The sequence below is a fragment of the Beggiatoa leptomitoformis genome (assembly GCF_001305575.3).
Taxonomy (GTDB): domain Bacteria; phylum Pseudomonadota; class Gammaproteobacteria; order Beggiatoales; family Beggiatoaceae; genus Beggiatoa; species Beggiatoa leptomitoformis.
In genome coordinates this window covers 2,160,491-2,184,472 of record NZ_CP012373.2, presented here as the reverse complement: position 1 = coordinate 2,184,472, position 23,982 = coordinate 2,160,491, and the positions used below count along the sequence as shown (strand labels likewise).

Here is a 23,982-nt window from a genome sequence, read left to right as displayed (position 1 = left end):
AGTAGGGTAATACATATGCTAACAACATTATCATTCTTCATAAATAATGGGTTAAGCTGCCTCAGCACGCTTTGTATCCAATAAAGAATGACCATGCTCAATGTAATGCTTAAATTCTTCAGGAAATTCGCGGACAAAACTTAAAACAGGCATGGATGCCGCATCACCTAACGCACAAATTGTCTTGCCCATAATCTTATTAGCGATGTTGCTCAGTAGTTCTAAATCTTCGTTTTTACCTTGCCCCATGCGAATACGATGGACAACACGATGCAACCAGCCCGTCCCTTCCCGACAAGGGGTACATTGACCGCAAGATTCTTCATAATAGAAATAAGAAATACGATCTAGGACACGAACCATATCGGTTGTTTCATCCATCACGATGACCGCTCCTGAACCTAGCATGGAACCTGCCTTAGCAATGGAGTCGTAATCCATCGTGAGTTTCATCATCACGTCGCCTTTTAATACAGGCACAGATGACCCGCCTGGGATAACTGCCTTAAGTTGATGTCCCGTGCGAATTCCCCCCGCCATTTCTAATAATTCGGCAAAGGGCGTACCCATTGGGATTTCATAATTGCCCGGTTTATTAACGTGTCCAGAAACAGCAAAAATCTTTGAACCACCATTATTTGGTTTACCTAAGCCTAAAAACCATTCCGCCCCTTTGTTTAAAATGGTGGGGATGGACGCAAAGGTTTCAGTATTATTAATGGTTGTTGGTTTGCCAAACAAACCATAACTAGCAGGGAAAGGGGGCTTATAACGAGGTTGCCCTTTTTTACCTTCAATGGATTCTAGTAAGGCAGTTTCTTCACCACAAATATACGCACCCGCACCATGATGTGTATAAAGGTCAATATTAACACCTGAACCTAATATGTTTTTGCCTAATAACCCAGCATCATAGGCTTCTTGCAATGCGGCTTCAAAGCGTTCAATAGACTCGCGAAATTCACCACGCATATAGTTGTAGGCAACGGTTGCGCCGATGGTATAGGCTGCAATTGCCATCCCTTCAATAACTGCATGAGGGTTGTAGCGAAGAATATCGCGGTCTTTAAAAGTTCCCGGTTCACCTTCATCAGAATTACAGACAAGGTATTTTTGAATATCAGGGCTTTTAGGCATGAAACTCCACTTTAATCCTGTAGAGAATCCTGCCCCACCGCGTCCGCGTAAACCAGAGGCTTTCACTTGGTCAATGATTTGTTGTGGTGGTGTTTTTTCTTGTAGAATCTTACGCCAAACAGCGTAACCGCTTACACTCTGTTCGTAAACAGGTAATGTCCATGATTTGTCTAAATGGATGTGCTGAAAACAGACTTCGTTCGCCATAATTGTTACTCCAGACTCGCTAGAATTTCATCTACTTGGGTAGGTGTCAAATTTTCATAATATTTATTGCCAATTTGCATCATTGGCGCACCACCACAAGCAGCGAGGCACTCCACTTCTTTTAAACTAAACTTACCGTCAGTTGTGACCTCACCAAATCCAACCCCTAATTTTTGTTGTAAGTGTTCAACAATTTCATCTGAACCGCACAACATACAGGAGACATTGGTGCAAACACAAATTTTATAGCGTCCAACGGGTTTGTGTTCATACATGGAATAGAATGTTGCTACTTCGTAAACAGCAATAGGTTCCATTTCTAAGTAATCAGCAACTGCATCCATCAATTCTGTTGTCAACCACCCACCATTGGCTTCTTGTACAATGGTAAGAGAGGGCATTACTGCGGAGCGTTTCCAGTCGCTAGGATATTTTGCAATCCAGCGATCAATTTGTGCTTTAAGGTCGGCTGATAAGTGTTTGTCTGCCATCCCTTTATGCGGTTTACTGATGTACTGCAAAGGGTAAGTAGAAACTGTTTGTTCTGCCATCGGATTGTTTCCAAGTCTTTATAGAGATGCGATGTTTTAACGGTCAATTTCACCAAAAACAATATCTATTGTACCAATAATGGCGACCACATCGGATAACATGTGTCCCTTCGACAATTCATCCATTGCCGCAAGATGTGGAAAACCAGGCGCGCGAATTTTTAAACGGTAAGGTTTATTTGAGCCATCGGAAATTAGGTAAATACCAAACTCGCCTTTTGGATGCTCAATAGCAGAATAGAATTCACCAGCGGGGACACAATAACCCTCAGTAAACAGTTTAAAGTGATGGATTAAGGATTCCATATCACCTTTCATGGTTTCACGACTGGGTGCAGTGACTTTGTGATCATCAACCATCACAGGACCGGGATTCTTACGTAGCCATTCAACACATTGTTTAATAATTTTATTAGATTGGCGCATTTCTTCAATACGCACTAAATAACGATCGTAACAATCGCCATTCACACCAATAGGGATATCAAAATCAAGACGGTCATAGACTTCATACGGTTGCTTTTTACGTAAATCCCACTCAATGCCCGAACCCCGTAACAAAACACCTGTAAAACCTAATTGTTGCGCCCGTTCTGGGGTTACAACACCAATGCCAACCGTGCGTTGTTTCCAAATACGATTATCCGTCAATAAGGTTTCATATTCGTCTATATATGTCGGAAAACGGGTGGTGAAATCTTCAACAAAGTCTAACAAAGAGCCACTACGATTTGCATTTAGACGGTTAACTTCTTTAGGATTACGCCATTTAGAGGCTTCGTAAAACGGCATTGAATCAGGTAAATCACGATAAACACCACCCGGACGATAATAGGCTGCGTGCATACGCGCGCCTGATACCGCTTCGTAGCAGTCCATTAAATCTTCACGCTCACGAAATGCGTACAGAAAAACCGTCATCGCACCAATATCTAGCGCGTGCGCACCCAACCACATAAGGTGATTGAGAACACGTGTAATCTCATCAAACATAACACGAATATATTTTGCCCGAATTGGCGGTTCAATACCCACCATCCGCTCAATTGCCATGACATAAGCGTGTTCATTACACATCATGGAAACGTAATCTAATCTATCCATGTAGGGTATAGATTGATTAAATGGCTTGTTTTCTGCCAGTTTTTCAGTGGCACGATGCAACAAGCCTATATGCGGGTCAGCGCGCTCAATTACTTCGCCATCTAACTCCAAGACTAAACGCAACACCCCATGTGCGGCGGGGTGCTGGGGTCCAAAATTCATGGTGTAGTTACGAATTTCAGGCATTTTGTACTTCCTTAGTCAATAGCTCGTTGCTTTGCCTTGACGAATGCAAACAGAAAACACGAGTTTACGTGTCAATTCAGTGGATTAATCTACATAACGATTATCGTGACGAATAACCTTGGGTACAAGCACACGATTTTCAACAGTAACGGGTTGATAAATAACCCGCTTCTTTTCTGGGTCATAACGCATTTCGACATAGCCGTTTAAGGGGAAGTCTTTGCGGAAGGGATGTCCGATAAAACCGTAGTCGGTTAAGATACGCCGTAAATCGGGGTGACCTTCAAATAGAATACCGTACATATCAAATGCTTCACGTTCATACCAATTGGCAACGTTCCAAATATCAATGACGGAGGGAATACGGGGAGACTCGCCATTAGCAAAAACACGCAGGCGAAGACGTTGATTGTGTTGAATAGAAAGCAGGTGATAAACCACTGCGAAACGACGATCAGCCGTTTCATTTTCTTTATTTTCTTTGTAAATGGACTTGCTAACACCGCGACTAAATCCTGATCCCGTTACTTGGGAGGAGGGTTCCCAATCGGCAACACCATAGTTAAGATAATCCACACCACATAGGTCGACGAGTAAGAGAAAGCCAAATTCATCCCGCAGAGATTCACAGGTGTTTAGTAAGTGACTACTCTCAACTTCAATCGTGATTTCGTCCAAGCTAATACAGGATTGTTGGAGGACATCGGCAAATTTATGTTGTAAACGTGTCAGTAGTATTTCTTGTGCGTTAGACATAGAGAATCTTACCTTTAGGTTTAACTGGCACGTGCAATGGTATTCGTGCGACGGATTTTATTTTGGAGTTGAAGTATGCCATACAACAGGGCTTCAGCCGTTGGCGGACAGCCGGGGACATAGATATCAACAGGGACAATTCGGTCACAACCACGAACAACGGCATAAGAGTAGTGATAGTAGCCACCACCATTCGCACAGGAACCCATAGATATAACCCAGCGGGGTTCAGGCATTTGGTCATACACTTTGCGTAAGGCTGGAGCCATTTTATTAACAAGGGTGCCAGCAACAATCATTACGTCGGATTGACGTGGACTGGGGCGAAAAACGATACCAAAACGGTCAAGGTCATAGCGCGACGCGCCTGCTTGCATCATTTCTACCGCACAACAGGCAAGACCAAATGTCATTGGCCATAATGAACCTGTCCGTCCCCAATTGATGAGTTTATCAGCGGTTGTAGTGACGATGCCTTCTTCTAAAACACCTTCAATTATTCCCATTCCAAAGCCCCTTTCTTCCACTCATAGATAAAGCCAACAACCAAAATACCTAGGAATATCATCATGGCAATAAAACCAAACCAGCCTAGTTGACTGAAGATAATCGCCCACGGAAAGAGAAAAGCAATTTCTAAATCGAAAATAATAAATAGAATGGCAACGAGGTAGTAGCGTACATCGAATTTCATCCGTGCATCTTCAAACGCTTCAAAACCGCATTCGTATGGCGAATTCTTTTCTTGATCAGGTCTATGTGCACCCAGTAGGAAACCGATACCAATAGGCGCGACACCAACTAAAATGCCAATTATGATAAATAAAAGTATAGGAAAATAATCTTCCAACATGACTTGGTATTACCCTCTTGGTTGCCCACTAGGAGAATGGAGTGCGTATTTTAAGCTGAAATACCCAGAAAGCATATAGTAATTTCATAATTTAGGTTAAAAAATCAACCAATAAATACCAACAAAAATAATCAACATTAGTAACTTATCGTTTATTAAGTCATTTTTTGGTGATTTTAAAATTGTGCATTAATCATTTTTAATGCCATATTTACTGCACTCAGTAAACTGTCAGCCGTTGCTTTGCCTGTTCCCGCTAGAGACAATGCTGTTCCATGGTCAACAGAGGTACGAATAATCGGTAATCCTAACGTAATATTTACCGCTTCTCCAAAACCTTGTTGTTTTAGAACAGGGAGTCCTTGATCGTGATACATTGTTAGAACAACATCAATATCTTGTAACATATCAGCTGTAAAAGCTGTATCAGCAGGTACAGGTCCTATTAAGCGCATACCTGTTGCCCTGAGCGTTTGTAACACGGGAATAATGGTTGTGATTTCCTCATCTCCTAAATATCCCCCTTCACCCGCATGAGGGTTTAACCCGCAGACAAGAATATGTGGGTCTTTTAAACCAAATTTTACTTGTAAATCATGATAGAGTATTTGTATAACGCTTGTTAGTTTTTCATGGGTAATTGCTTGGCTAACGAGGGCTAATGGGAGGTGTGTTGTAACCAGTGCTACGGCAAGTGTTGAGGTTGTCAACATCATCACAACCTCTTTTGTTCCTGTTTGATGGGCAAAAAATTCAGTATGCCCACTAAATGGAATCCCCGCTTCATTAATAACGCCTTTATGCACGGGTGCTGTGACTAACGCATCAAATTGTTTGTCTATGCAGCCTTGACAGGCTTGACGCAAAGTTGTTAATACATATAAGGCATTGCGTGGATTAAGTACGCCACAATGACTTGGTTCAACCAATGAAATCGGCTTGACCTTTAACGTCCCTGCAATTTGTGGGGTAGGAATATGACAGTCATGGACATCAAAATTTATGCTAAGACCCAATAATCGTGCTCGCTCAGCCAATAAATTTGGATCGGCAAAAGCAACAATATGTGCAGAAATATCTTGTTGTGCAAGTGCCAACGTAATATCAATGCCAATGCCCGCAGGTTCGCCGGGTGTTAGTGCGATACGAGGAAAAACAATAGACATAAACACAACCTCATTTATGATGATGACCAAAGCTATTAATTAAGCGGTAATTGCTCAGATAGTAATGAAAATCACATTTACGCAGCAACTATCACGTTGCTTAGCATAATTACGAGACAATTTCCTTACCTAAAATTTTAGGCTTGACATACAATGTGGATTTGAATAAACCATTACAAATTACGTTAAGTGTAAAAGGATTTCTGTGCGAATTCTGCTGATAGAAAAAGATGGTCAAGATTATTTAAAACTTCGTCAATTAGTTGATGAACAAGATGATGCTGTCACAATGGAATGGGCACCCAATCATGAAAACGCAGTACGTCTCATAAAAAAAAATAATTACACGATTTTTCTGGTCGCTTTTTACGATGAAAGTCAACAATCTTTCATCGACTGGTTATATGAATACACCACATCACCCATTATATTTCTAATAAAATCATGGTTTCCAAAGGCAGCTCCCCGCTTAGACTCCCTTCGTACTGAATACGTCAATAAAACGCATGTTAGTTGGGCATTAATAAAACAAATGATTCACCATTTTGAAACCTTACGTCAGTTTCAAGAAACGGGGAATAAATTTCTTTCTGCTTTTATGCAAGCGACAACATCCTTATGCCTACTTAACCCACAAGGTACTATTATTGAAATTAACGAAAATGCCTTAACTTTTGTTGGATTATCTTATGAAGAAGTCGTTAACGCGCCCGCATGGGATATACCATGGAACAAACTCACAGAAAAATTACGTCGACGTTTTCATGTTGCCATTCGCATTGCTAGACGTGCAAAAACGCTTAAATATGAAGTTAATATTAAAGGGCAAGGCAATAATAAACCAATAACCCTAGAGGTTGCAGTCAGTCCCATTACTAACTCCACAGGTAATGTCGTCTGGATACTTGTAGAAACGCATGATTTAAGTGCTTATAAACTCGCAGAACAACAACTCCTCCAAGCCAGCCAATCAGACCAACTGACAGGACTACCTAACCGACATTTCTTTCTTGAACGCTTAGAACGCGCAATGCTCAATGTACAAGGCAATAAAAATTACCGCATTGCTGTTTTATACATAGACTTAGACAGATTCAGAGTGGTCAACGAAAGTTTAGGGCCTGATATGGGCGATTGGCTCATCATGGAAATTGCCCTACGTTTACAAAATTGCCTACCAACAAACGGATTTCTAGCGCGTTCAGGTGGTGATGAATTTATGATACTGCTTGATGAACTCTCAAACCTGAGTGATGCTATCCGTTTGGCACGCACCATCAACCAAGAAGTTGCCCAAGCCTTTTTACTAGACGGCTATGAAGTACAAACTTCAGCAAGTATTGGCATTGCCTACAGCACCTACCACCAGTCCAGCAACGACTTACTGCGCGATGCAGACATTGCCATGTACCGTGCTAAAGCGGGTGGTAAGTCCTGCTACAGTGTATTTAACAGCAACATGCACGCTGAAGCTATGTCGCGCCTACAAATAGAAGCAGAACTTAATAGAGGGATTGAACAAAACAACTTTGTGCTTGTTTATCAACCACAAATAGAACTCCAAAGCAAAGAGCTGCTGGGGATGGAGTCACTTGTCCGCTTTTACCACCCCCAATATGGACTGATGTCACCACTTAGATTTATTCCTATTTTAGAAGATACGGGCATTATCATTAAAATTGGTGAATGGATTATTCAAACGGCTGTTCATCAATTCAAAACATGGCAAGATGCAGGACTGCCATTAAAACACGTTGCAGTCAACCTATCAGCAACCCAATTTCGCAACAAACACCTATTAGACTCCGTAAGAGAAGCCTTAGAAAAATCAGGATTATCCGCAGAATGTTTAGAATTAGAACTGACAGAAAGTTTATTACTAGAAGATACTAATTCAGCAGTTAAAACACTTAAGCAATTTAAAGACATGGGTATTCGTGTTACCATCGACGACTTTGGCACAGGCTATTCATCCCTCAGCTATTTACGTCGTTTTCCTGTAGATAGCCTAAAAATTGATAAATCCTTTATAAAAGGCATTATTTCTGAACCTGAAGACATTGCCATTACTGTCGCCACCATAGATATGGCACATGCACTCGGTTTAAGTGTTATCGCTGAAGGCGTAGAAACAGTTGAACAACGTGACTTCTTACGTGACCATGGCTGTGATTGTGCGCAAGGCTACTATTATTCCCAACCCCTAAATCATGAAGAATTTGCCAAATGGACTATAGAATATGAAAAAAACACACATAATGATATTTAATACAAAAATAAAACACAAAATATCTATCTTTTAAAGCGTTATCAACATAATGTTACTATCCAACTTGGAATATATTCCACTCCGCTTAATTCGTAAGTTTCTTTTAACTGAAAAATTACTACTAAAAATAGGTCAGTTTTTGCCTTATTATCAAACAAATAGCAATCAAATAAATCCAACTATTATTCTTGAGCAATACAGCCATTATCTTGCAAAAAAACAAATTAAACCAGAAGCCTTATCAATTCTAGAAATCGGTGTTGGTGCAACCAATTCAACAGGCTATCTCATGGCATTACAAAACTGGGGAAACATTTTTCTTTTTGAACCCTATATTTCCCTTTCTATTAAAGAAGATGACGCTTTACTCGCGCGTTTATGTCCAAAAGACGTAATAAAAACAACTATTGTACAAAAAGTAAAACGCCTAAATAACCTGCAAACGATACCAGACAATAGCATAGACCTAATTTTATCAAACTCTGTTTTAGAACATGTTGATAATTTAGAAAATTTATTTATTGAGTTAAAAAGAATTCTAAAACCCACAGGAAAGATGTTACATCTGGTAGATTATCGTGACCATTTTTTTAAATATCCCTATCATTTCCTACAATTTAGCAAAAAAACATGGCATTCTTACCTTAATCCCGGTGATTTACCTGTTTGGCGATTACGTGAACAACTAGAAATCTTTCAACAAATAGGCTTTGTCGTAGAAATGATGGAACAACATATTGATACAGCCCATTTTGAAAAAATAAAACCTTATATTGCAAACGACTATGATTTAAATGATTCACTATTGGGTGTTACTTTTGCCGTGCTGTGGATAGGGTTTACTTAGATATGACGTTCATTATGTTTCATTCACTTTTAGTCAAACATCGCCTATCTAGTCACAAAACTTTCGGTTTATTACTGTAATGACAATTAATACTTTAGATAACAAAAAGATATACGACAACACTTGGCAACAATGGCGCGATATGAAAAAGTATGGTGCAGCAAGTTGTTGGTTACGTGCCTTAATTAGTGACATATTAAAAAATATTTCTCAACAAGAGATTACCTCCATTTTAGACGTGGGTTGCGGAGAAGGAACAACGACGCATTTTATCGCTACCCAATATCCTGCAATACAGATTCGTGGTGTTGACTTTTCAAAAACAGGCATTGAATGTGCGAAAAGTGCGTGGCAATTGCCAAATTTACAATTTATCCATGAGGATGATACAACTTCTTTAAAAGAATCATGGGACTTAATTTGTTGTTTTGAAGTATTAGAACATGTGGAAACATGGCAATCACTCTTAACCGCTATCGCGACGGCAAGCACTAAATATATATTACTGTCTTTTCCAACAGGTAGAATGCGCACCTTTGAAGTGAATGTAGGACACGTTAGGAATTTTCGCCAAGGCGAAGTAGAAAAATTCCTTTTACAACAAGGTTTTGTTGCGCGTCAAGTATTTTATGCGGGTTTTCCCTTTTATTCACCGATTTATAGAGAATTAAATAATTTAACAAATGCAGGAAATAATTCTTTTACACAAGGTGAATATGGTTTTACACAAAAAACCATTTCCGCTATTTTCTATTTTCTATTTCGCTACTTATCAACCAGAAAATATTATGGTGACCAATTTTGTGGTTTATTTGAACGGGTTGATACGGAATCGCTAAAAGTAGTAACAAGTTGAATAAACAATATTTTAAATTAGGTGTTTCCATCATTTTATTGACATGGTTTCTGTCTAATACCAATTTATCAGCACTATTTTCTTTATTTAAAATGCTTACGTTAGTAAACCTATTATTAGCATTAGGATTGATTGCAATTACTTTCTGGATTAGTGCTACTAAATGGCAATTATTACTACCACAATATAAATTAACTAACTTACTAAAACTAAATGTGATTGCAACATATTATTCTTTAATCTTACCTGGGCAACTATTTGGTGAAGCTGTTAAAGTTTATTATCTGGGTAAGGGCAAACAAGAAATAGAAACGATAGCAACCTCTGTTGTCGTAGATAAAATAACAGGATTGATTGGTTTATTAATTGTAGGCACTATCGGATTTTATTATAGTAACTTATTATTACCTGTCATTTTTTTATGGTTGCTCATCATTGCGTTATTAGGATTAATTACCATTCTATTTATGATGAATTGGTTTATTAAGCCTTTGCATAAGCTTTTATGGAAAACAAAACGCTATTTCAAATGGTTGGAAAACATAGCTACACAACTTGAACGAGTTTCATTGGCTTGGTTGCATTATTTGCGAAATTCCCCTGTATTATTCATTTCTGTAATACTAGGGGCATGTTTTCAACTATTAACCATATTAGCCATTGTGTTACTGGCAATAGACTTAAATATTTACCTAGCCTTTGCTGATTGGTGTTGGATATTTGCACTGGTTTCAATCGCTTTACTGTTACCCTTAACTATTGCGGGTATTGGTATTCGTGAGGGAACATTTATTAGTCTTTTAGGAATGTTAGGTGTTCCTATAGAACAAGCCTTAGCACTGTCTTTGTGTGTATTTGGTTTGAATATTGTGATGGGAATAGTGGGTGGTATTATGGATTTTTATCACACCTAAGCCATTAAAAAATATAAATAACAACTGGTTATATAAAGAATTATGCACTCACTTTCTCTTATCATTCCTGTTTATAACGAAGCCGAAAATATCCCATTACTTCAAGAAAAAATTGCGAAAACGCTTGCTCAACTTTCTTATCCTTATGAAATTATTTATGTTGATGATGGTAGCCAAGACCAAAGTTTTGCGGTTTTAACCGCTCTTGCACAGAACAACGCATTCATAAAAGTCATTCAATTTACATGTAATCATGGGCAAACTGCCGCAATTGCTGCGGGTATTGACCATGCGACGGGTGATGTGATTATTTTTATGGATGCTGATTTACAAAACGATCCTGCTGATATTCCAATGATATTAAACAAATTAGATGAAGGCTATGATTTGGTCAGTGGGTGGCGTGCGAATCGGCAAGACGCATGGTTGACACGGACATTACCTTCAAACATGGCAAATTGGCTAATTTCCAAAGTAACGGGTGTACGGTTGCATGACTATGGTTGTACCTTAAAAGCCTATCGTAAAGAGGTTTTACAGGGTTATCGCTTGTATGGTGAAATGCACCGCTTTTTGCCTGCTTATGCTGCACAAGTTGGCGCACGCATTGCGGAAATACCAGTTAATCATAATCCGCGTCGCTTTGGACAGTCTAAATATGGTTTAGAACGAATTTTTAAGGTTATTTTAGATTTATTTACAGTTAAATTTTTAAGCAAATATGGGCAAAAACCCATTTATCTATTTGGCAGTATTGGGGCAGGATTTATTGTTGGCAGTTTTTTGCTACTTATCTATCTGTTACTAGATAAGTTTTTTTATGCACAGTCCTTAGTAACCAGTCCCTTATTGTTAATGTCTGCCATGTTTTTCATCGTTGGTGTGCAATCTATCTTTTTTGGATTAATTGGTGAATTATTAATGCGTACTTATTATGAATCGCAAGATAAACCAACATATAGTATTAGAACCCGCTTCAACATTACAGCAGATAAACCATAATTATGTGTGGCATAGCAGGTTTTATTGGTACGGGGACAATTGCAGATTTACGCAGTTTAACCCATCGATTGCAACATCGTGGACCCGATGCTGAAGGGTTATGGCATGAACAGACGGTTTTTTTAGGACATCGACGATTGGCTATAGTTGACCTCTCAGGAGGGCAACAACCCATGTTGACTAGCGATAAAGATTTAGTAATTGTTTTTAATGGGGAAATTTATAACCATATTGCCCTACGCCAACAACTGCAATGTAAAGGACACGTTTTTGTTACCGACCATTCAGATACCGAGGTGTTATTACATGGTTATCGAGAATGGGGTACGGAACTACCAAACAAGTTAAATGGGATGTGGTCGTTTGTATTGTATGACCGTAAACAACAAGTGATTTTTTGCAGTCGTGACCGTTTCGGGGAAAAACCGTTTTTTTATACCTGTCAAAAAGATTTATTTGTATTTGCTTCAGAATTACAAGCAATTACAGCACATCCCGCAGTAACTCCTACTCTTTTTCCCTTAGCATTACAAAAATATTTTGCCTACGGTTATATTCCTGCACCACACACACTTTATAAAAATATTTATAAGCTGCCTGCTGGGCATTCCCTCATTTATAACCTGCAAACACAGCATTGTAACATTCAAAAATATTGGGATTTTGTGCTAGAACCCTTTACAACTATTCCTTCTAACCCCGACATTGTATGGGCAGAACAGTTGCGCGAATTGCTGGATAATGCTGTTAAAATACGTTTAATGGCAGATGTTCCGTTGGGGATTTTTCTCAGTGGCGGGGTGGATTCCTCTGCGGTTGCGGCTTTTGCACGTCGGCATGTTGACCGCGATAAACTCAATACGTTCAGCATTGGATTTACAGAAGCAGATTTTGATGAATCTAAGTATGCACAACAAGTTGCAAGTTATTTAGGCACGCAACATCATTTAGATGTGCTATCGTTGGATAAAGCGCAAACTTTATTACCCAGTATTATCGATAAGTTAGATGAACCGATGGGGGATAGCTCATTATTGCCAACTTATTTGCTTTGTCGTTTCGCACGGCAAACGGTGACGGTCGCATTGGGGGGCGATGGTAGCGACGAACTTTTTGCAGGTTATGACCCCTTTCGTGCGTTACGCTGGGCAACACTTTATCAAAAGTTTATCCCTAAACCGCTTCATCAGGGAATTCGTTTGCTTTTCGCGCGGTTGCCTGTTTCTCACCGTAATATGAGCGTAGATTTTAAAATTAAGCGGACATTACGCGGTTTAAGCTATCCCCCATCGCTCTGGTCGCCTGTGTGGATGGCAACATTAGACCCTCAAGAACTCAACGATTTATTTCAAGAACCGATTGATTTAGAAAATTTATATTCTGAAGCAATAATACAGTGGGATGCATGTCAACAGGATAATTTAGTTGATAAAACATTGCAGTTTTATACAAAGTTATATTTACAAGATGATATTCTCGTAAAGCTAGATCGCGCTAGCATGATGGTTTCTTTAGAAGGACGCTGTCCATTTTTAGATATTGATTTGGTTAATTTTATCCGTCAAATTCCCAGTGATTATAAATTCCGTCATGGACAGACGAAATACTTATTAAAAAAGGCATTGGAAGGTATATTGCCCAACGAGATTTTATATCGCAGTAAAAAAGGTTTTGGTGTACCCATTGGGAAATGGTTAGCACAAGGGAAACTAACAATACCGACAACATTTCCCCTGTTACATAGTCCTTTTATTCAAGAAAAAATTCATGAACATAGATGCAATACGGTTGATAATCGGGCGTTTTTATGGAATCTATCGTTATTAAGTCGTTGGAGTGAATCTAAGTCTTTTTAGAAAATATGAATTTACTATTGATAAATTACGAGTTTCCGCCTATTGGCGGTGGAGCGGCAACTGCAACGTGGAATACCGCCCATGAGTTGGCTAAGCAAGGGCATCAGGTTACTGTTTTAACCAGTTGTTTCCAAGAATTACGTGGTTGGTCAGAAGAACAGGGTGTATTTATTTATCGTTGTTTAGCTTTCCGTCATCAAGTCAGTCGTTCTAGTTTGTTTGAGCAATTTTCTTTTGTTTTATCCGCAATGATGGTTTTGCCCCGTTTGTTAAAGAAACAGAATATTCAAGGAATTATTGTTTATTTTTCAATTCCTTGTGGCCCATTGGGTCTATGGGCTAAGCTTTTGTATAAAACACCTTACATTGTGTCATTACGGGGGGGCGATGTTCCCGGTTTAGAGCCGCGTATTATGTGGATACACCGCATATTGCAACCGTTACGCCGTGTAATTTTAAAACAAGCAATAGCCATTGTTGCTAACTCTATTGGCTTACAACAAGTCGCGCAAAAAGCTGACCCCTTCCAGACCCAAATAATAGCTAATGGTGTAGATACCCACTTTTTTTTCCCTATTCCGCATGAAAACCCAATTTTTCAATTTTTATTCGTTGGACGTTTTCAGGAACAGAAAAATTTATTCTTTTTATTAAAGCAGTTAAAAAAATTACGCGATACGACGACATTAGCCTTTTGTTGTCATTTAGTTGGTGATGGATACCAGAAGACAGCATTACAAGCCTATGCACAACAGTTGCAACTTGATGATGTGTTAATTTGGCATGGTTGGTTAGATAAGACAATATTACGTGCTTGTTATCAACAGGCAGATTGCTTATTAAGTTTTTCTTTATATGAAGGAATGCCTAATGTGTTGTTGGAGGCAATGGCATCAGGGCTTGCAATTGTTGCTAGTCAAGTAACAGGACATGAGTCGGTTGTACGTCATGGGGAAACAGGGTATTTGTTGGCATTGCAAAATAATGATGAGATACAAACAACGCTTAAATATCTCATAACAAATCGACAGCAAACAAAGGTATTAGGGGATGCAGGCAGACAATGGGTTATGGAACATTTTTCATGGGAACAAGTTGCAAAGCAGTATGTGCAATTATTTGTTAATAAAAGCTAAGATTGTTTTTTAATCTGTGTTTGCCATGTTGATAATAAATTTATTCCCGGAATACCAACCAGCATAACGGTATCGGCTAATAAGTGCATTTCAACAGCGCGTTGAGATTGCGCATAATATTCAGCAATGAGTGCCGCATATCGTGGAGTCAGTGCGTGGATTTGTTGGTTTTTTGAACCCCGCAAACTCAAGCCATCGTTTTGTTCTGCAATATATAAACCATCAATTAATACATCTATTTGGTCTAATAAGCCTGCAACAGCGGGATGTTTTTTAGCCATTTTTTGTAATTGTTCTAGGGTATAGCCTGAATAAACAATAATTCCTAATGACTTAACCCGTTTAATTTGATGAATTAATTCTAGTAACTCAGCACTTTGTGCAAAGGGTTCACCACCTGATAGAGTAATCCCTTCAATCGTGGGAGTGTTTAGAATTTGTTGAGCTAATTCTGTAATTTCCACAGATGTTCCGCCATCCACACGCAACGCATCAGGTGTCATGCAGTCATGACAACGGAATGGACAGCCTTGTACCCATAAGGCAAAACGGGTGAAAGGGCCTAAAACATGGGTTTGGGGGATAAGTGCGTAGAGTTGTAAGCTTGCCATAAAATTAGTGTAAATTCATTCATATAAATGTAGTATTACCAATATCAAGATGTGCGTAAGACTGACGAGTTACGTCATTTCCACCTTTCAAACCGTCCACAAAAGCATATAATGTTTTAGGTAATGGTATTAATGTAAAATAGTAGTGCTTAATTCTCATCAAGGAAAACGATGACTCCTTATAAACGCTTGGTTGATGGCATAAAAAAAATATTAAAATCTTTTGAACCTTCTGAGGTGCAACCGCAGACGGCGTTGTCATCTATTATAGATACGCAAAAGCCTGTTCCTTTACGTATTTCACGTGCAGAACACGCCCTTTCTCGTAAAAATATTAGTAAATCTGCCCTAAAAGTGTTGTATCAATTACAAAGTGCTGGTTTTCAGGCTTATATTGTGGGTGGTGGTGTTCGTGATGTTCTTTTAGGTAAACAACCAAAAGATTTTGATATTGTTACTAATGCCTTACCTGAACAAGTTAAAAACGTTTTTCGCAATTGCCGTTTAATTGGTCGTCGCTTTGTACTCGCGCATGTGTATTTTGGACAAGAAATTGTTGAAGTCGCTACCTTTAGAGCAAGCCATGGTGGCAAAGTGAATGGCAATGAACGGGTGATAGAAGACGGAAGAATTGTGCGTGATAATGTGTATGGTACAACCGTTGATGAAGACGCGAATCGTCGAGATTTTACTTTTAACGCTTTGTATTATGACATAAATGATTTTGCCATTTTAGACTACGCCAATGGCATGGCAGATTTACAAGCGGGTATTGTGCGTTTAATCGGCGACCCGATGTTACGTTATCAAGAAGACCCTGTGCGTATGTTGCGGGCGGTGCGGTTTGCGGCAAAATTGGGTTTTACGATTGAAAACTATACGGCTGAACCCATTCCACAACTGGGTGGTTTATTAGCCGATGTACCTTCTGCACGTTTGCATGATGAAGTTTTAAAACTGTTTTTAAGTGGACATGGTTTAAAATCTTTCCGCTATTTACGACAATACGGTTTATTTGAACATTTATTTCGTCAAACACATGAGTGCATTCTAGAAAATCCCAATGTCTTGACGATGGTCGAACAAGTATTAAAAAATACAGATGAGCGAGTTGCTAAACAGCAATCCGTTAATCCTGCCTTTTTATTCGCCGCGTTGCTCTGGTCGCCTATTCTCAAAGTCTTACCTTTTCACCGTGAAGAAGGGGCGAGTGAACAAGATTGTCTGATTAATGCAATGCAACGAGTGATGAATAAACAAGTTAAACAAGTTGCTATTCCTAAACGTATTAGTGTGATTATGCAAGAAATTTGGTTAATGCAACCACGTTTGTTACAACGAAAAAATAAGCGTAAACGCCTATTATTAATGGAACATCCCCGTTTTCGGGCCGCTTATGATTTCCTCTTATTGCGGGCATTTTTAGACGCGGAAGCGCGTGAAGGGGCAGAATGGTGGACGCAGGCATTGACCACAGAAGTTGTGGCGCGTGTGCCTGAAGAGAATACACCCGTTATTGCTGAAATAGAAGAAACATTAATAATATCAACACCACCGACGCATCCCGCCATTCATAAACAACCGCATCATAATCGCAGGAAACGTCGTCCTTATCGGCGTAGAAACGACGCATCGCAAAGCGAATCCTAGTGGGTCATTATGGTGAATAGTATCGCTTATATCGGGTTAGGCAGTAATCTTGCCGAACCAGTTAAACAAATACATCAGGCCTTTCAATCTCTCGCTACGTTACCGCAAACACAATTGCGTAAACAATCTGGACTGTATCAAAGCAAACCGCTCGCTAATATGCTACAACCCGATTATATTAACGCCGTAGCCGTTTTAGAGACACAACTCCCCCCATATATTCTCCTAGAACACTTGCAAGCGATAGAAAATCAACAAGGACGAGTGAGAGGGGAGCGATGGGGCGCACGCACGTTGGATTTAGACATCCTTCTTTATGACGCACTACAATCCACAGACCCGCGTTTGTGTTTGCCACATATCGGACTGACACAACGGGCATTTGTACTATACCCCTTGTATGAATGCGAACCCGCATTAATATTACCCGATGGAACACCCCTAGAAATATTACTACAACACTGTCCGATGGATGGCTTATATAGGATAGAAAACTGATGCCACGTTTATCACTTAATCACTTTCGCAAACTTAAACGCCAAGGCGAAAAGTTTGCTTCTCTAACCGCTTATGATGCGAGCTTTGCCCATCTGATAGAAGAAGCGGGCATTGAATTGGTATTGGTTGGCGATTCTTTGGGAATGGTGATTCAAGGGCATGAAAGCACACTCCCTGTTTCTATTGAAGAAATGATTTATCATGCTCAACAAGTACATCGTGGTAGTGACAACATGCTCTTAATGGTCGACATGCCATTTATGAGTTACGCAACACCCGATACAGCCTTACACAATGCAGCACGCTTAATGCGCGAAGGCTATGCCCAAGTGGTAAAACTGGAAGGGGGAAATTGGCTAGTTGATACGGTTAAACTCCTCACAGAACGAGGAATTCCTGTATGCGCTCATTTAGGACTCATGCCCCAATCCGTTCATCAACTGGGTGGTTATGTGGTACAAGGTCGCGCCAACAGCGATGCAGAACGATTGCGTCAAGATGCTCTCGCCTTACAAGCAGCAGGGGCATCAATGTTATTGGTAGAGTGCATACCGGGTAAATTAGCAGCAGAAATCACCCAAGCCTTACACATACCTGTCATCGGTATTGGAGCGGGTGCTGAATGTGACGGACAAATTCTGGTGTTATATGACATGTTGGGTTTAACGGTAAAACCCCCTTCATTTTCTAAAAACTTTCTGACAGAACAGTATTCCATCCAAGCGGCTGTTCAAGCCTACACGCAAGCAGTTAAAAGTAAAGCATTTCCAACCATAGAACAAACATTTACATAACAATAATACGCCAACCCGTTCAAACAGGGCGAATGCCTTCGCCCTTGCAATAAATATCCGAATTCACTTTTTTCCTACTCGACTACATCTGCAATGCAAATACCCCTTATTCAAAAAACTGCCATTCGGCATGATTGGCAACTCTCAGAAATTATTGACATCTTTAATCAACCGCTGAATGATTTACTGTTTCAAGCCCAATTAGCGCACCGCGCCTATTTTGACCCCAATCAAATACAACTAAGTGCATTACTAAATATTAAAACGGGTGCATGTCCTGAAGATTGTGCTTACTGTCCCCAAAGTGCGCGCTACGAAACAAGTGTTGAAGCCGCTCCATTAATGGACATTGCCAGTGTTTTGGATGCGGCACAACATGCTAAAACACAAGGGGCAACTCGTTTCTGTATGGGGGCTGCATGGCGAAGTCCTAAAGCTAAAGATTTAGATAAAGTTGTCGAAATCGTGCGCGCAGTCAAAGCCTTAAATATGGAAACCTGTTTAACCTTGGGCATGTTATCCGCAGAACAAGCGCAAGTGCTAAAAGACGCGGGCTTAGATTATTACAACCACAATCTGGACACCTCACCTGAATATTATGAACAAATTATCACTACACGTACTTATCAAGACCGTTTAGAAACATTAGAAAACGTGCGATTAGCAGATATAAAAGTGTGTTGTGGCGGTATTATTGGCATGGGGGAAAGTGTAAAAGACCGTGCGGCAATGCTGATGACGTTAGCAAATCTTAATCAACATCCTGAAAGTGTGCCAATAAATCAACTAATTAAAATTGAAGGCACACCATTAGCCGATGCTCAAGCGATAGACCCATTTGATTTTATCCGTTGTATTGCTACTGCGCGGTTATTAATGCCTGCTTCTTATATCCGCTTGTCAGCAGGACGTACAGAAATGGATGATGCGTTACAAGCCTTGTGTTTCTTTGCGGGTGCAAACTCGATTTTTTATGGTGATAAGTTATTAACGACGGAAAACCCAACCGCTCAACATGATGTCCGTTTATTTGAACGCTTAGGCATTCAGACCGTACAATAATTTTCGGTGCGATAGGACATATTAGATACATTACGTTGATACTTAACTTATTGTATATATTAATATAATGTGCTATTAGAGCATACCTGTCTAAGAACGGGTAGCAACCTGTAATATCAAATAGATTTATGCAGAAAATCTATTAAATCAAATTATTGCTCGTTACCAAGTTTCACTTGGTAGTGCCTATTCGCCAAGCTCTGCTTGGCTGGTACTTGAACGCCCCGCGCTTAAGTCCGCTTGTACTCGGCAAGCGGAGCTTGCAAGGCAGGCATTACCAAGCAGAGCTTGGTAACGAGCAATATCAAATAGATTTATGCAGAAAATCGATTAAATCAAGTTATAACCTTTTCTCTTCTTCTCTTCCCTGTCTATGATAGAACGCCAACACATCAGAAAGACCTCCTTGTCTTTCTGTGTGGCGATTCTCATTCGGACAAATCTAAAGCGGTAAATTAACCGTGTTTAAAATGAAATAACAAACGCTTGTGGGTCATAAACGAGGGTTTGTTCCCCTGTTGTCGTGTCTGTTATGTAATACCCTGCATAAATCGCCAGTGAACCATCATTAAAATCAGTTAATGCCCCTTGCCATACCGTTATCGTTTGACCTTCTACTAATGTGACCTGTTGTAAGGTTTCTAGGCTAGCCAAATCTCTGTCCCATACTTGCCATGTAGTGGGCGTTAAATTAAATAAATCTACTAAATAGCCTGATTGTATATATGCACCTACCACGATTAAACCGACAGTTTTGCCTATATCTTGGGTATCAGGTTGTAAACGCAGTTGGATAGTACGTTCATCATTGTCAGGGTTTGTAATGACTTGTCCTTGTACTTTTAAGTCATGATGATTTAACACCGTGATGGTAAACTCTTTTTCTGATACCGTTCCGCTTGTATCCGCTTGGGTTTCTACGATGATGGTGTGTTGTGTTGCCGTTTCATAATCAATTTTTTGGGTATCTGCAACAATGAGTAAGTCTTGAATGATTTGGAAACGCCCTTCTGCATCGTCTATCAGGCGGTAATGATAGGTATCTGCTTTTTGTTGTTGCGTGGTGAAGCGTCCGATGATTGAACCATTTAAACTGTTTTCTGCAATGGTTTGTCGGGTTAATTGTAGGTTTAAAGGTAAATTCTCGGTTTGTGTAATTTGCAGGGTAAAATCTTGGTCTATGTATTTGCCCGCAATATCCATTGCCCGTACCGCAACTTGATAATGATGTGTATCATCCGCTTGCAATAAATAACCATTATTTACTTGCAATACATTATCTTGCAATATAAAACGACCTTCATCATTATTTAAGAGTACGTAGTGAAATTGGTCTTGTTTATCAGGGTCAACCGCGCTAATTGTGCCTATTGTTGTTCCACGCGCGCTGTATTCGCTGACCGATGTGTTACTTAACTGTAGTGCCGTTGGTTGACGATTGGTATTGACGGTGAGCGTTATTATTTCGTTTTCAATCAAGGTACTGCCAAAACGATAGCCCAATTTAACGCGAAATTCCCCCGCTAAAAAGGCTAAGTTTCCTGTAAATAATGTCAGCGGTATTTCTTTATTTAAGGCGGTATTTTTGGCTAAAGTAATCGGAATTGTTAAGTTATTTATATTATTAGGTGCTTCCCAATAGTAAGTTACAATAATATCTGCAAATACGCCAACGTGACGGCTATCAGGTTTAATCAATCCTGTAACGGTAATTGTTTCAGGTGCATCTATGCTGATTTGCTCGCCTGTGTCGCCTAATGCCGTTTGAATTAAGCCTGTGATTTCCGCACCTGAAACGGTTAGCAAAAATTGTTTAGTAAAGGATAAGCCTTTGTTATCTACACTGGTGATGCTAATTGAATAACTGGTATTAACCGTTTCAAAAAGTTGTTTAGTTATTAGTTGATTTCCCAATAAGCCAAAACGACCATTGTTATCATTCATTAGTAAATAAGTATGGGTGTCGGTTGGATTTGGGTCTGTCGTGCTGAGTGTGCCAACAACGGTTCCGACAGCATCTTGCTTTAATAACAAGCTATTAGATAAAGTAATATCAGTAGGTGCGCGATTACCATCATCTGGCGTTGGGTCAACAGGTATTGGAGTTACAGGAACAGTTGTGCCTGTGCAAACAATGGTATAACTAGCCGTTAGTTGCGTCGGTGCATTGGTTTTTAATGCTAGCGTGACACTTTCTGTTCCAGCGACACTGGGTAAACAACGAATAGAAATCATTAAGGGATTACCACCGTCTGCAATGATAAAATCGCCCGTGCCACTCAATAAGCTGAAACTGCTGGTATTTGTGCCGATTAGCGGGTCGACTGTCACGGTTAAAGCGGCGTTGCCCGTTTCTAAAATGGTAATTGTTGTTGTCGTTGGTGTACCAACGGGGCTAATGAGTTCTAGTGTGGTATTCGGGGCAGGCGTTGAAGCAAAACCTGCTTGTGGCAGGGCGGTGCCTGTGCAATTAATGGTATAGGTTGCAATGGGTTGTGTTGGGGAATTGGTTCTTAATGTCAGGGTTGCACTTTCTGTACTTGCCGTGCTAGGTATGCAACGAACAGGGATTAATAATGGACTCCCACCATCCGCAACGGTAAAACTTCCCGCGCCATTCATTAAGGTAAAATCGCTAGGGCTGGCTGTCACTAATGGGTCAACTGTTACCAGTAAATCTGCATTGCCTGTTTCAGCGACGCTGATGGTTGCTATGCTTGGTGTACCAACGGTGCTAATGAGTTCTAGTGTGGTATTCGGGGCAGGCGTTGAAGCAAAACCTGCTTGTGGCAAGGCGGTGCCTGTGCAATTAATGATATAGGTTGCAATGGGTTGTGTTGGAGAATTGGTTCTTAATGTCAGGGTTGCACTTTCTGTGCTTGCCGTGCTAGGTATGCAACGAACAGGGATTAATAATGGACTCCCACCATCCACAACGGTAAAACTTCCCGCGCCATTCATTAAGGTAAAATCGCTAGGGCTGGTTGTCACTAATGGGTCAACTGTTACCAGTAAATCGGCATTGCCTGTTTCAGTGACGCTGATGGTTGCTATGCTTGGTGTACCAACGGGGCTAATGAGTTCTAGTGTGGTATTCGGGGCAGGTGTTGAAGCAAAACCCGCAACACTTGCCACTGTTCCTGTACATTCTAAAGGATAATCAACACTTGGTTTATTTGGGTCATCACTCAAAACCGTTAATATTGCCGTGCGTAAACCAACCGCAGATGGCGTGCATCTGATATTGACATCAAGACTTGCGCTGGGTAATAAAACATTATGTCCCAATGGTAACACCGTAAAATCACTGGCATTTGTGCCTGTCGGTGTAGATAGCGTAACGCTTAATGGAACATTACTGTCATCAGTGATTGTTAATGTGGTGACTGAACTTGTGATATTGACAGGACTGCTAAAAGTCAATGATGCGCCCGGTAAAGGCTGGCTGGTATAAACAGGCTGGCTTTCTAAAATAGTAAGTGAATATTCTGATGTTTCTACGGTGCTTAAATTGGTTGCCGTTGCAGAAATATAGGGGTGTCCCGCGACGGGGACATAATTAAATGTAAAATCAGCTACATTATTGATTGTGCTGACGGTCATTCCGCCTAAATAACGTGTTCCGCCACCATGCCCTGAAGTGTGAACATTTGCGGATGGATTGGCAAAAAATTCAAGCCGAAAACTCGTTGCATTTGTACTATTTAATGAACCAATAATTTGATTATTATAGGCATACGCTAACACAGGAAAATTTTGCAACCCATTTACGCCACTATCTCCATCATTCACATCATTACTGGTTACACCATCCGCATCTAAATCAATATCTAATAACCTATTAGCATAAATAGAATTTCTTTTAAACTCATTATTTTTTGACGTGCCTGTTACCGCAATACCCTCTTTACTATTTGCTGCAATTAAACTTTCCTGTATAACATTTAAAGAGGAATCACTGATTAAAATGCCATTTCCCGCATTTGGACGAAATCCTAAACCATGTCCATCAACCCCGATATAACAAGAGATAATAGTATTTCCACCGCCTGACGATAATATAATACCCTGTTGATCAAAGTTTTCTATTATCAAATTGCTGATTGTAGAAGCCCCTGCTGTTATCACTAAACCGCTACTCCCAGCCCCCGCACTTATCCCATCCAAACGAATAACGGGTGTACCCGCCGTGATAAAATCTGGCTCGGATGTCCCATCAATAAATACAAAATCAGTAATTGTCGGTAATGCTGATAACAACACAATCGTATGTGGTAACGTTCCCCCTGAAATATTAAAATTAATGGTATCAATTCCTAATGTTGCATTTGCATCAATGATAGCTTGACGCAATGAACCGCTACCACTATCTGCGGTATTGGTGACTAATAATGGACTCGCCTGCGCATGGCTGATAAAACTCAACCCCACTAACATGCCATAACATAAGGGACGAATCAGTAACCACTTCATATATTTTAATATTTTATCGACACACATTTGCTTGATTCCTATATCCAATGGTCT

20 protein-coding genes are annotated in these 23,982 nt (G+C 40.0%); 11 read left to right on the top strand and 9 right to left on the bottom strand.

Annotation, left to right across the window (positions count from 1 at the left end; translation table 11 throughout):
- Positions 1–51: 51 nt before the first annotated feature.
- The 7 genes from nuoF to pdxA form a co-directional block, all read right to left on the bottom strand.
- Positions 52–1,344 (bottom strand): NADH-quinone oxidoreductase subunit NuoF, encoded by a 1,293-nt coding sequence (nuoF, locus tag AL038_RS09140; RefSeq protein WP_062152068.1) that lies wholly within the window; start codon positions 1,342–1,344, stop codon positions 52–54.
- Positions 1,345–1,349: 5 nt separating this feature from the next.
- Complete coding sequence (gene nuoE / locus AL038_RS09135; RefSeq protein ID WP_062155447.1) at positions 1,350–1,835, bottom strand: NADH-quinone oxidoreductase subunit NuoE; 486 nt, start codon at positions 1,833–1,835, stop codon at positions 1,350–1,352.
- A 96-nt stretch (positions 1,836–1,931) separates the two neighbouring features.
- Entirely contained in the window at positions 1,932–3,185 is a 1,254-nt protein-coding gene (locus AL038_RS09130; RefSeq protein WP_062152065.1) for an NADH-quinone oxidoreductase subunit D, read from the bottom strand.
- Positions 3,186–3,269: 84 nt separating this feature from the next.
- The gene (locus tag AL038_RS09125; RefSeq protein ID WP_062152062.1) at positions 3,270–3,941 is read right to left on the bottom strand and encodes an NADH-quinone oxidoreductase subunit C; all 672 of its coding nucleotides are present in this window, start codon (positions 3,939–3,941) and stop codon (positions 3,270–3,272) included.
- Between the two features lie 20 nt (positions 3,942–3,961).
- Positions 3,962–4,447 (bottom strand): NuoB/complex I 20 kDa subunit family protein, encoded by a 486-nt coding sequence (locus AL038_RS09120; protein WP_062152060.1) that lies wholly within the window; start codon positions 4,445–4,447, stop codon positions 3,962–3,964.
- Positions 4,438–4,794, bottom strand: a complete 357-nt coding sequence (locus tag AL038_RS09115; RefSeq protein ID WP_062152057.1) for an NADH-quinone oxidoreductase subunit A — start codon at positions 4,792–4,794, stop codon at positions 4,438–4,440. Before AL038_RS09115 ends, AL038_RS09120 begins: the two co-directional genes overlap by 10 nt.
- A 176-nt stretch (positions 4,795–4,970) precedes the next feature.
- Complete coding sequence (pdxA, locus tag AL038_RS09110) at positions 4,971–5,960, bottom strand: 4-hydroxythreonine-4-phosphate dehydrogenase PdxA (RefSeq protein ID WP_062152054.1); 990 nt, start codon at positions 5,958–5,960, stop codon at positions 4,971–4,973.
- A 205-nt stretch (positions 5,961–6,165) separates the two neighbouring features.
- Here pdxA and AL038_RS09105 point away from each other — a divergent pair, with 205 nt between their 5' ends.
- The 7 genes from AL038_RS09105 (at position 6,166) to AL038_RS09075 (ending at position 14,840) form a co-directional block, all read left to right on the top strand.
- A complete protein-coding gene (locus AL038_RS09105; protein ID WP_062152051.1) occupies positions 6,166–8,229 on the top strand; it encodes a putative bifunctional diguanylate cyclase/phosphodiesterase in 2,064 nt (687 codons plus the stop codon).
- Positions 8,230–8,278: 49 nt separating this feature from the next.
- Positions 8,279–9,076, top strand: coding sequence for a methyltransferase domain-containing protein (locus AL038_RS09100; RefSeq protein ID WP_062152047.1), 798 nt, complete (start codon positions 8,279–8,281; stop codon positions 9,074–9,076).
- Positions 9,077–9,155: 79 nt separating this feature from the next.
- On the top strand, positions 9,156–9,932 hold the full coding sequence (locus tag AL038_RS09095; RefSeq protein ID WP_062152044.1) for a class I SAM-dependent methyltransferase: 777 nt from the start codon (positions 9,156–9,158) through the stop codon (positions 9,930–9,932).
- Positions 9,929–10,846, top strand: coding sequence for a lysylphosphatidylglycerol synthase transmembrane domain-containing protein (locus tag AL038_RS09090; protein WP_062152040.1), 918 nt, complete (start codon positions 9,929–9,931; stop codon positions 10,844–10,846). The genes AL038_RS09095 and AL038_RS09090 overlap by 4 nt, the downstream gene beginning before the upstream one ends.
- Positions 10,847–10,888: 42 nt before the next feature.
- The gene (locus AL038_RS09085) at positions 10,889–11,848 is read left to right on the top strand and encodes a glycosyltransferase family 2 protein (RefSeq protein ID WP_062152037.1); all 960 of its coding nucleotides are present in this window, start codon (positions 10,889–10,891) and stop codon (positions 11,846–11,848) included.
- A 2-nt stretch (positions 11,849–11,850) separates the two neighbouring features.
- Positions 11,851–13,704, top strand: coding sequence for an asparagine synthase (glutamine-hydrolyzing) (asnB, locus tag AL038_RS09080; RefSeq protein ID WP_062152034.1), 1,854 nt, complete (start codon positions 11,851–11,853; stop codon positions 13,702–13,704).
- A 5-nt stretch (positions 13,705–13,709) separates the two neighbouring features.
- Positions 13,710–14,840 carry a glycosyltransferase family 4 protein gene (locus AL038_RS09075; RefSeq protein ID WP_062152032.1) on the top strand — a complete coding sequence of 377 codons (1,131 nt, stop codon included), beginning with the start codon at positions 13,710–13,712 and terminating at the stop codon, positions 14,838–14,840.
- On the opposite strand, the gene AL038_RS09070 is transcribed toward AL038_RS09075, so the two are convergent.
- Positions 14,837–15,451 carry a 4Fe-4S single cluster domain-containing protein gene (locus AL038_RS09070; protein WP_062152029.1) on the bottom strand — a complete coding sequence of 205 codons (615 nt, stop codon included), beginning with the start codon at positions 15,449–15,451 and terminating at the stop codon, positions 14,837–14,839. The two genes, AL038_RS09075 and AL038_RS09070, sit on opposite strands and share 4 nt — an antisense overlap.
- A 171-nt stretch (positions 15,452–15,622) precedes the next feature.
- On the opposite strand from AL038_RS09070, the gene pcnB reads away from it, so the two are divergent.
- The 4 genes from pcnB to bioB all read left to right on the top strand — a co-directional run bounded on the left by pcnB (position 15,623) and on the right by bioB (position 19,455).
- Positions 15,623–17,101 carry a polynucleotide adenylyltransferase PcnB gene (pcnB, locus tag AL038_RS09065; RefSeq protein WP_062152026.1) on the top strand — a complete coding sequence of 493 codons (1,479 nt, stop codon included), beginning with the start codon at positions 15,623–15,625 and terminating at the stop codon, positions 17,099–17,101.
- A gap of 9 nt (positions 17,102–17,110) precedes the next feature.
- Positions 17,111–17,599 (top strand): 2-amino-4-hydroxy-6-hydroxymethyldihydropteridine diphosphokinase, encoded by a 489-nt coding sequence (gene folK, locus AL038_RS09060; RefSeq protein WP_062152023.1) that lies wholly within the window; start codon positions 17,111–17,113, stop codon positions 17,597–17,599.
- Positions 17,599–18,393, top strand: coding sequence for a 3-methyl-2-oxobutanoate hydroxymethyltransferase (gene panB, locus AL038_RS09055; RefSeq protein WP_062152021.1), 795 nt, complete (start codon positions 17,599–17,601; stop codon positions 18,391–18,393). Before folK ends, panB begins: the two co-directional genes overlap by 1 nt.
- Positions 18,394–18,486: 93 nt before the next feature.
- On the top strand, positions 18,487–19,455 hold the full coding sequence (gene bioB, locus AL038_RS09050; RefSeq protein ID WP_062152019.1) for a biotin synthase BioB: 969 nt from the start codon (positions 18,487–18,489) through the stop codon (positions 19,453–19,455).
- Between the two features lie 465 nt (positions 19,456–19,920).
- Here bioB and AL038_RS09045 read toward each other — a convergent pair whose 3' ends face one another.
- A complete protein-coding gene (locus AL038_RS09045; RefSeq protein WP_062152017.1) occupies positions 19,921–23,955 on the bottom strand; it encodes a choice-of-anchor D domain-containing protein in 4,035 nt (1,344 codons plus the stop codon).
- Between the last annotated feature and the right edge of the window lie 27 nt (positions 23,956–23,982).